Below are 9,528 nucleotides of genomic sequence, written 5' to 3' on the forward strand. Positions count from 1 at the left end.
TCCAGCAGCAGCAGCTTCGGTTGGCGGGCAAGGGCGCGCGCAAGGGCCACGCGCTGCCTTTGGCCACCCGAAATCTGATGCGGCTTGCGATGGGCAAACTGGGTCAACTGCACAAGGTCCAGCATCGCGCGCACCCGGTCGCCACATTCGACCGGCGTCATCGCCTCGTGTTTCAGCCCGTAGCCCACGTTCTTTTCCACGCTCATATGTGGAAACAGCGCATAGCTTTGGAACATCATGTGGACCGGGCGCTCCCAGGGGGGAACGCCCGTCATGTCCTGCCCATCCAGATAAATCCGACCCGCCGTGGGCTCCTCGAACCCAGCGAGCATGCGCAACAGCGTGGTCTTGCCGCACCCCGATCCGCCCAGAAGGGCGAAGATCTCGCCCTTGTCGATCGTCAGGGATACGTCCCTGACTGCCTGAAAGCTGCCAAAGCTTTTTGAGACGCCTTCGATCCGCAGAAATGGTGCGGATGGGCCTTCCATGGTCAACCGCCAGACTTGATTTCAGCCCAGGCCCGCGTGATCTCCCGGTCCTGCTCTTCGGTTTGCGGTTTCGGGGTGTACAGGCGGCTCATGGTTTCGGCATCCGGATAGACGGCCGGGTCTGCGGCCACTGCAGGGTCGACAAATGCTGTCGCCGCCTTGTTGGCGTTGGCATAGCCGGTGTAATTCGTGCAGGCGGCAATCACTTCGGGCCGCAAAAGATAGTTCAGCAACAGATGCGCGTTGTCGACGTTGCCGGCATCCGACGGGATGGCCCAGATGTCAAACCAGGCAGGGGCGCCGGTCTTGGGAACGAAATAGGCCAGGTTCACTTCCAACCCAGCCTCTGCCGCGCGCGCCTTTGCGACGCCGTAGTCGCCAGACCAGTTGTTGGCGACACAAACCTCGCCCGTCGGCAAAGTGTTGAGGTAATTGGAATTATCAAAGGTGGTCACATATTCGCGGATCGGCGCAATCGCCTCGATCATCTTGCGGTATTCGGGTTCACGTGCGGTATTCGGATCGATCCCCAGATAGCTTAGCACCATGAAGCCGAAGTCGGTCGGGCTATCCAGCAGGGTCAGCCCGCAATCCGCCAGTTTGGCCGCGTTTTCGGGCTTCATTATTGTGCCCAGATCGCTGAGGTCGGCATCCGGCAACCGTTCCTTGACCAGATCCATGTTAAAGGTAAAGCCAACCGAACCCCACATGTAAGGCACCGCATGCTCGTTGCCCGGGTCAAACCCCTCCAGCACCTTCAGCAAAGCCGGATCGAGGTTGCCCCAGTTGGTCAGCTTGCTGCGATCCGGTTTCTGATAGACGCCCGCAGCCACCATCCGCGGCAGGCTCAGCCCGGATTGCAGCACCACGTCATAGCCGGTTGACCCCGCCATCACCTTGGCCTGCATCTCCTCAGCGCTGGCATAAAGGTCATAGACCACGCCCACGCCTGTCTCGGCTTCGAAATCGGCAATGGTGGTCTCACCAATGTAGTCGGACCAGTTGTACACATTCACCGTCCCTGCCTGCGCCCATGCAGGACGGACATAAGGTGCCGCCAAGGCGGTTCCGAGGGTCAGCAGAGCCTTGCGGCGGGTCAGGTTCATGGCAGTCTCTCCCCTTGTGTTGTTAACTTTACGATACCGTCACAATTCTGACTGACCAATCAATTTGTCATTGGTGCTTCGGATTTCTGTCTCTGGTGGCGCGTCCTTCAGCGTCATCACCGGCAACAGGCTCCGCAAACCGTCGTGATGGCGGCGCAGTCCGTATTCCAGGTCAGACAGATGGAACCCTTCGAACGCAGCCGACTTCATCGACTCGTTTGACCAGATTGACAGCTGCTGATCCTCGACCGAGGTGTGGCGGTCGATGCGGTAGGCAAGATAGCGGGCAAGGCGCGCCGCACGGCTTTCATTCGGCTGCCGATAGACCTTGCCAGTAAGTCGCGTCAGTCCCGGTGTCAGCGGGATATCATGGTAGAATTGCATCGTTTCTGGCGTGAACGAAAAGACTATGTTGGGAAAGATGCCGTAATAGGTCCAGGCATTCTGCAAATGCGGCGGCAGATGTTCAGGTGCTTGTGCATGCTTGACGTAGTTGCGCACCGACCAGCCGCGCCCGGGCGTATCGCCAAAATAGCCGACCGAAACACTCAGCCCACCCTCAAGGTAAAGGTCACGATAGCTGCGCCCGTAAAGGTCCTGCAAACCCGGATGAGCCATTGGCACATGGTAGCCCTCATTGTCGACATCACGGACGGATTTCCAGTTGACCGCCAGATCTGTGGTCCACGCGGGCAGTTGCACGGGCAACGCATCCTTCAGCCGATAGGCCGCGAAATCGGCATCAAAGGCCGCAAGCATTGTCGCCACTGACGGCTGCGGGCCAGGTCCAAAGCGCAGGAAGATGAAGCCGTGAAACACCTCCATTTCGACCGGCTTCAATCCGAACTGCTCGCGGTTCATCGCGCCAAAGCTGGTGGGCTGAGCGGCCCCTCTGAGGGTGCCGTCCAGATTGTAAACCCAGCCATGAAACGGGCAAACGATCGCGCCTTTGCAATTGCCCTTGGCACCATCGACGACGCGCGCGCCGCGGTGGCGGCACAGGTTGTGAAAAGCGCGCAGCGTTCCATCCTTGTCTCGCATCACGACGGCGCGTTCGCCCAAAAGATCAAAGGTCAGCCAGTCACCGACGGCCATCACGTCACTTTCGTGGCCGACCACCTGCCAATGGGTAAGGAACAGCCTCTCCCGCTCCAGCGCGAACATTTCGGACGAGTGGTAGGTCCATGCAGGCAGCCCTTGGCGGTCCCATTCGTTCGGGGCCGGCACGGAAGAAATCGGGAAATCCTTCATTTGTAGTCCTCCATTTCCTGCAACACCCAGGCATCAAAATCCCGGATCGCATATTCCTCCGGCATCAAACGGCCTCGGGTGTAAGCGGGCGAGCGCAAGCCGCGCTGATTGAGTTCGACCACCTCAGCATCCTGGGCCAGCACCAGCTTGGCAAAGGCTGCAACCTCGGCCGCATCAAACCCCGGCTGATCAAGGGTTTCCTGCGCGAAGTACCATTCCACCGTGACCCGGGTTCGCTCCGGCCCCAGGGGTTCGAACACCACGGCGCGGACGTAATCGACATGGGCAACGATAAAGGCTGTCGGATAAAGCGTGACAAACAGGTATCCCGCAGCGCGTTCAGCTTGCGTAAGACCCGGAAACTCCGGTCCGCAGGGCTTGCCCGACAGTGTCCAGCTTGCAGCACCCGGCTTCATCGCCGGGCGCAGGTCGGCCTCGGGTGTCCAGCCCGGTTCTTCGTTCTGGGCCATGACGCCTTGTTTGTAGATCGGCACCAGATCACTCAGTTCGGGGTGGATGGTCGCGCAATGCAGGCATTCGTTGTAGTTTTCCCACAGGATCTTCCAGTTGCCAGCCACCTCGTTCACCGCGCGATGCCCGGTGACAAGGCTGTCCATCGGCCAGTTATCCAATGCCCCAAGCCCGGTGTCGGGGCGCAACGGCCCCGGGTCGGGCAGCAGGTTAAGAACGACAAAGCCGTTCCACACCATGATCGAAACCTTGGTCAGGCCGTGCGCGCGCTTGTCGAAATCCGCTGTCGGCTGGGCCTGCCCCGTCGCCACAAGCCGCCCGTCTGTCGCGGCATAGGCGAAAGCGTGATACTTGCAGGTGACAAGCTTTCCCATCGACTGCTGGTCAACGCTGCACAGCTCCGCGCCGCGATGGCGGCAGACATTGTGAAAGGCCGAAACCTCGCCTTCGGGCGTGCGGCACAGAATAACGCTGGCCACCCCGATCTGACGCCGCTGCATCGTGCCCGGCGCAAGATCATTCAGCCGCCCGGCCCAGACCCAGTTTCGTGCCCAAAGCGTCAATTGTTCCCGCCGGAACCAGTCTTGATCGAAGTAAGCCTGCGCCGGCAGCGTCTCGGGACAATGGTCAAGGCGCGGCGAAAGTGGGTGGCGGTCATGTCCCATCAGAACCTCCCGGGTGGTGTGGCGCGGCGACGGTCGGGAAGATAGAATGGACGATCAACCACCCGCGCGCGCATCATCAGCTTGCTGTAGTGCAACTCGCGCATGGCATAGATTTCAACCCAGATGTTGTCGCCAGCCATGTGGCGGCGGTCAATCTGTGCCAGCGCGATGCTTTTCTTCAGGATCGGCGACCAGCAGGCCCCAGTGATGACGCCCACTTCGGTCTTCTGGTCATGATACAAGATCGACCCTTCAGCCGAAACATTGCCATCGACCTCCAGCCCGACGAATGCCCATTTCGAACTGCCGCTGTCACGTTCCCGGACCAGTGCGCGACGGCCGTTGAAATGGCCCTTGTCCCAATCGATCAACCAATCAAGCCCCATCTCGATGGGCGAACGGAGCCGGTCTTCGCGCAGGGTTTGCGGGGCGGGGATGAAGTCCATGTTGGTGATGATGAACCCCGCCTCAAGCCGCGCGATGTTCAACGCATCCGACCCGATGGGCCGCAGACCAAGGAGCGCGCCCGCGGCAAAGAGATGATCCCAAAGCGGCAGGGCATTGTCCGGCGTTGTCCACAGCTCATAGCCAAGATCGCCCGTAAATCCGGTGCGCGAAATCATCAGCGTGCCAGCGCCGAACGGGAACGTCGCCATGCGAAACGGCTTCAGCCCTTGCACATCAAAACCTGCCCCGGCCAGAACGGCAGCAGAGGTGGGGCCTTGTAAGGAAAGGGCAGCAATCTCCTCGGTTTCCTCGACAATCGTCACCTCAAAGCCGATGACGCCGTCCAACAACCACGGCAGGTGGCGCTCCTGACAGCACAGCCGGAAATGGTCCGGCCCAAGGCGGAACAGCGTGCCGTCATCCACCAGCTTGCCGTCGTCATCGCACCAGATCGTGTATTGCACGCCGCCGACCGACAGCTTGGTCACCTCTCGCACAGTCATCCGGTTCAGGTAATCTGCAGCATCTTTTCCGGTGATGCGGTATTTGACCATCGGGCACAGATCATACACCGTCGCTGCGTTGCGGATGGCCGAATACTCCATCGCAGTGTCCTCGAAACTCAGCGCAGATACGTAACCTGCCCAGGCCCCCCAGGACTGCAGCCGGTTCGCCGCCGCTGTCCGGGCATGGAACGGGGTTTGCAAAAGCGGCGTCTCGTAATGGCGCAGATGTCTCATGCGCGGGACCTTTCGATCGCGTTGGCGGCGTTCCATCCGGCCGCCCCTGAAACGCCCCCGCCCGGATGACACCCCGCCGACGCAAGCCAAAGGCCAGCAATCGGCGTCTGGTATTGCGCCATGCCCGGCAACGGGCGCAGGAACAGCATCTGTTCCACCGACATCTCGCCATGGTGCCAATTGCCGCCCGGCATGCCCCACCGCGCCTCGATGTCATAAGGCATCAGCATTTCTGCCTGCGCGACCAGTTTGCGAATTCCGGGGGCGTGGGCTTCAAGCTGCCCTAAACACGCCTCCAGCATCGCCGCACGGGCGGCTTCGGGGTCAGCGGGGGCGTGCGGGGCAAATTGCACAATGGCTGACAGAAAGTGCTGACCCTCGGGCGCATGACCGGCCTCATGTGCCGATGGGATCACGATTTCCATCACCGGCGCGTCGGGCACCCGCCCGTATTTGACCGGATTGAACGCCCGCTCCACATGGTCTTCGGACGGTGCGATCACCAACCGGGTGCGCAGGTCCGCCCCACGGAAATCCGGGGCGGAGGTCAGAGCCAGGTGCAGTTTTGCCGCCCCGCCCCGCGACTTCTGGTGCCGCATCCGGTTCACAAGGCCGGTGTCCAGATGGCGCGGCCCGACCAGCGACAAAAGCGTCGTCTTGGGGGCAATCGCTGAAACCACCAGCCCCGTGCGCAGCTCTTCGCCCGAAGCCAGCTGCACGCCTGCAACACGGTCGTTTTCTATGATCACCCGGGCCACATCGGCATCGCTGCGCACAACGACACCAGCCGCCTCAGCCGCTCGGACCATTGCAGCCCCAATTGACGCCATCCCGCCCTTCGGCAGGCCCAGCGCCCCCTGCACACCCGCCGTTTGCCCGGCCAGACGCTCCAGCCAGATCAGCAGCGAATTGGGCGAACGTGGGCCAAGCCATGTGCCAAGACTTGCATCGAACGCCAACGCACCTTTCAGCATTGGGTTGGATAGCTCGTCATTCAGCGCGTCGTGCATGTTGGTCAGAAAGACACGCAACAGCTCGCGAAACTCATCCGCCCCCATCAGCCGCGCCTTCACGCCGATACCCGCCAGCTTCAGCATCGGGTTGCCCACGCCCTTTGCCAGACGCGGCGGTGTCATTTCGCGGAACGGGGCCAGCACGCGGGCAAATTTCATCAGCCGCGCACGCAACGCAGCCCAGGCGGCGCGGTCAGCAGCGCCGACGTCACCGGTCAGGACCTGTCCCATAGCGCCATCCAGCCGCAAATGGCCGCCAGTGGCGGACAGCGCCGTTGTCGAAAGATTTGCATTGGCCCATGCCAAACCATGACCCGCAAGGTTCATTCCCTTTTCCACGCGTGGATCAAGGTTGTAGGACAGATGGGCAAGCGAGGGCCGGGCGAAACCGGGGGCAAAGTCCGCCGCCGCGGCCCCGCCACCCGACACCGCCCCGCGCTCAAGCACCAGCACCCTGCGGCCCTGCTTTTGCAGCTTGCACGCAGCTGCCAGACCGTTCGGGCCGGCACCTATGACGATGACGTCAAACAACGGCATAGGCTTCACTCATGTCCTTGGGTTGCAGCTTCATGTCGCGCAATATCTCGGCGGCTGCATTGCGGCCCGGTGCGCCCATCACGCCGCCGCCGGGATGGGTGGAGGACCCACAAATCCACAAATCCTTGATCGGGCTGCGATAATCGGCATATCCCGGCACGGGCCGGTTGAACAGCAGCTGGTCAAATGTCAGCTCGCCCTGAAAAATGTTGCCCTCGGTCAGGCCAACTTCGGCCTCAAGTTCGCGCGGGGTGCGCACCTCGACATGCAGGATACTGTCCTTGAAGCCGGGGGCATATTTCTCGATCTGGTCGATGCAAGCCACGCCAAAGGCATCGCGGTCAGCATCCGTCCAGTCCTGACCTTCGATCTTGGGCGGGGCGTATTGCACAAAGCACGACATGAAATGCTTGCCCGGCGGGGTCATCGTTGGGTCGATCATCGTTGGGATCATCATGTCCTGGAACGGATCGCGGCTGAAATGGCCGGCTTTCCAATCGTCATAGGCCAGTTCCATCTTCTCGATGGAATCGGTGAAATGCATGTCACCCTTGATGTTGGGCGCACCCTCTGGCAGCGCCGTAAAGTGCGGTGCCCGATCAAGCGCGATGTTCAACTTGCCCGACGACCCGCGCGTCTTGAAGGCGCGCACGCGTTTCAGGAACGCATCCGGCAATTCCCTTTCTTCGACATGCTTCAAAAACGTCCGCCGCACGTCCATGTTGGACACGACCCGCTTGCCCAGCACCTCTTGCCCGTCCGAAAGGGCCACGCCGTAGGCGCGACCGCCCCGGATCAGAACTTGCTCCACCCCCGACCCGGTCCTGATCTCGCCGCCCGCCGCCTTGAACGACGCAGCCAGCGCCTTGGTGATCGATCCCATGCCGCCGCGCGCATAGCCCCAGGCACCCACGTTGCCATCTACATCGCCCATCGCGTGATGCAGCAGCACATAGGCCGTTCCCGGTGACATTGGTCCCAGCGCCGTGCCGATGATCGACCCCACCGCCTGATAGGCCTTGATCACACCGTTCTCGAAATACTCATCCAGGTAATCCGAGATCGACATCGTCCAGAACCGGATCATGTCATACATCGCCATTTCCGAAAGGCCGAACATCTGCTTGCCCAGCCACGCAAGTTCCCACAGGTCCCTCGGGCGAAAGCGGGCAGGGTCTGGTGGGCGGCGCATCAGCAAGGGCCGGATGAACCGGCAATGGCGCAAAACATCGCGGGAATAGCGATCATAAGCCTCGGCATCGCGCGGCGAATGGCGGGCAAATTCGCGGCGGTTGGCATCGTGGTCGCGGTGCATGCCAAGATAGCCGCCGTCTTCGGTGAACATCGCCCCGCCTTCATAGGGGATGATCTGCAATCCGTGTTTGGGCAGTTCCAGATCACGCATGATCTCGGGGCGGAACAGGCTGCTGACGTAGGAACAATTGGAATAGGTAAAACCGGGGAACAGCTCACGGCTGACCGCCGCCCCGCCGACCCAGTCGTTTTTCTCCACGATGCAGACCTTCAGGCCAGCGCGCGCAAGATAGGAACCCGCCACCAGACCATTATGGCCGGCACCGATAATCACCGCATCATAGATCATTCCGCCGCCACCCCGTATTCCAGCGTCAGATCGACCGCTGTTTCAACGGCCTTCAACGTGTCGGTCAGGCAGGTCTCGTCCAGCCCGTGCGCCTCGCACATGAACCATGGCTCGCGGCTGTCAGGTTCAACGATGATCCCCAGATCATGCAGGTAATACGCGATCTGGTCGTAGAATGAATAGTCCGACGTCTTCCAATCGCGGTAGTTGTCGGGCGCCTTTTCGGCAAAGAACAGGCCGAACATCGACGGATGTCCTGTGTAGGAATGCACAATACCACGGGCATTCAGAATGCCGGAGATCCCTGCCTTCAACCGCTCGCCATAGGCGGCCAGGGTCTCCAGCGCCGGCGTTTCATCCAGAATGCGCAGGCATTCCTCAGCGGCCGCAAGGCTTACCGAATGCGCCGTGTAGGTGCCGCCATGCGACGCCCCGCCATAGCGGAAGGTTCGCATCACATCCTCTCGCCCCGCCACCACGGCAATCGGATAGCCATTGGCCACTGCCTTGGCGAAAGTGGTGATGTCGGGCTTCACGCCCATGATCCCCTGGATGCCGCCCTTGCCGACGCGAAACCCGGTCTTCACCTCGTCGATGATCAGCAACACGCCGTATTCGTCGCAAAGCCGGCGCGCCAACTGCACGTATTCGACCTGAGCCGTGATCCCGCAGCAGTTGCCCTGAATCGGCTCGATCAGCATCGCCGCCAGCGTATCGCCGTGGCGCCTGAAAGTGTCTTCCAAACGCTGAAAATCGTTCATCGGCACCAGATGCGCCAGTTGCTTCAGCGTCTGGGGAATGCCCTTGCCATAGGACACCACTTCCGGGTCGCGGTTCGACCCGGCCTCCCAATCCTCCAGATTGGCCATCCACATCGCCGCGTCGAACAGCCCATGATAGCCGCCCTCGACCAGCAGATAACTGTCGCGCCCGGTATACGCACGCGCCAGCCGCAGCGAAGCCATCACCGCCTCGGTGCCGGAATTCGAGAACCGCACCAGTTCCGCCGCGGGAACCATCTTGGCAATGCGGTCGGCCACGATCAGCTCCCGCTCGGTCGACAGCGCGAACACGCCGCCCACCTGCATCCCCCGCAGCGCGGCTGCATCCACCCGGTCATCGGCATAGCCAAGGATCGCCGGGCCATACCCCAACCGGTAGTCAACGTAATTGTTGCCGTCGATATCCCAGGTACGCCCGCCCTTGG

8 protein-coding genes are annotated in these 9,528 nt (G+C 61.4%); all 8 read right to left on the reverse strand.

All coding sequences use genetic code 11. The features are described from left to right. A partial coding sequence (locus RMO18_RS15185; protein ID WP_309667016.1) for an ABC transporter ATP-binding protein occupies positions 1 to 488 on the reverse strand: 488 nt, incomplete at its 3' end. A gap of 2 nt (positions 489 to 490) precedes the next feature. Next, a complete protein-coding gene (locus RMO18_RS15190; protein ID WP_309667018.1) occupies positions 491 to 1,594 on the reverse strand; it encodes a polyamine ABC transporter substrate-binding protein in 1,104 nt (367 codons plus the stop codon). Positions 1,595 to 1,633: 39 nt separating this feature from the next. Continuing rightward, the gene (locus tag RMO18_RS15195) at positions 1,634 to 2,845 is read right to left on the reverse strand and encodes an aromatic ring-hydroxylating dioxygenase subunit alpha (RefSeq protein ID WP_309667019.1); all 1,212 of its coding nucleotides are present in this window, start codon (positions 2,843 to 2,845) and stop codon (positions 1,634 to 1,636) included. Beyond that, positions 2,842 to 3,981: an aromatic ring-hydroxylating dioxygenase subunit alpha gene (locus RMO18_RS15200; RefSeq protein ID WP_309667021.1), complete on the reverse strand. Its 1,140-nt coding sequence runs from the start codon at positions 3,979 to 3,981 to the stop codon at positions 2,842 to 2,844. Before RMO18_RS15200 ends, RMO18_RS15195 begins: the two co-directional genes overlap by 4 nt. After that, positions 3,981 to 5,168 (reverse strand): aminomethyltransferase family protein, encoded by a 1,188-nt coding sequence (locus RMO18_RS15205; RefSeq protein WP_309667022.1) that lies wholly within the window; start codon positions 5,166 to 5,168, stop codon positions 3,981 to 3,983. The genes RMO18_RS15200 and RMO18_RS15205 overlap by 1 nt, the downstream gene beginning before the upstream one ends. Then, positions 5,165 to 6,718: an NAD(P)/FAD-dependent oxidoreductase gene (locus tag RMO18_RS15210; RefSeq protein WP_309667024.1), complete on the reverse strand. Its 1,554-nt coding sequence runs from the start codon at positions 6,716 to 6,718 to the stop codon at positions 5,165 to 5,167. The genes RMO18_RS15205 and RMO18_RS15210 overlap by 4 nt, the downstream gene beginning before the upstream one ends. Next, complete coding sequence (locus tag RMO18_RS15215) at positions 6,705 to 8,321, reverse strand: NAD(P)/FAD-dependent oxidoreductase (RefSeq protein ID WP_309667025.1); 1,617 nt, start codon at positions 8,319 to 8,321, stop codon at positions 6,705 to 6,707. The genes RMO18_RS15210 and RMO18_RS15215 overlap by 14 nt, the downstream gene beginning before the upstream one ends. Beyond that, positions 8,318 to 9,528: aminotransferase class III-fold pyridoxal phosphate-dependent enzyme (locus RMO18_RS15220; RefSeq protein ID WP_309667026.1), on the reverse strand; the 1,211-nt coding region annotated here is incomplete at its 5' end. The genes RMO18_RS15215 and RMO18_RS15220, both read right to left, overlap by 4 nt.

Source organism: Tabrizicola sp., assembly GCF_031377265.1.
Taxonomy (GTDB): Bacteria; Pseudomonadota; Alphaproteobacteria; order Rhodobacterales; family Rhodobacteraceae; genus JAUYQR01.